Annotated in this window: 1 protein-coding gene; it reads left to right on the forward strand. The window is 71.3% G+C overall.

From position 1 onward, the window contains the following. Positions 1-21: 21 nt before the first annotated feature. Positions 22-516, forward strand: a 495-nt coding sequence (locus tag E0D90_RS26015; RefSeq protein ID WP_227870529.1) for an acyltransferase domain-containing protein, incomplete at its 3' end; no start/stop codon positions are given.

Consider the following 516-nt stretch of genomic DNA (forward strand, 5'->3'; position numbering starts at 1 on the left):
GGTCGTGCGCGTCGGGCGGGTGTGTCGTCGTTCGGGATGAGTGGCACCAACGCGCATGTGATCATCGAGCAGGCTGAGCCTGCTGAGCAGGTGCCGGTCTCGGTGCCGGAGCCTTCGGCCGGTGCCGGGCCGGTGCCGCTGGTGGTGTCGGCGAAGACGGCCGCGGCCCTCGCGGGCCAGGCCGACCGCCTGCGCGAACTGGTCTCCGACGGCTCCGGCCCCGAACTGGCGGACGTGAGCTGGTCGCTGCTGTCGCGGGCGGAGCTGGAGCAGCGTGCGGTCGTGCTGGGCGCTGACCGTGCGAGCACGGCTGAAGGACTGCGCTCCGTCACGGACGGCGTGGCGTCGCCGGGTGTGGTGTCCGGTGGTGTGGTCCCTGGGGACGTGGTGTTCGTGTTTCCGGGTCAGGGTTCGCAGTGGGTGGGGATGGGTCGGGAGTTGGCGGTGTGGTCGTCGGTGTTCCGGGAGTCGTTGGTGGAGTGTGAGGTGGCGTTGGGGCGGTGGGTGGAGTGGTCG

It is taken from the genome of Streptomyces otsuchiensis, assembly GCF_004305975.1.
Taxonomy (GTDB): domain Bacteria; phylum Actinomycetota; class Actinomycetes; order Streptomycetales; family Streptomycetaceae; genus Streptomyces; species Streptomyces otsuchiensis.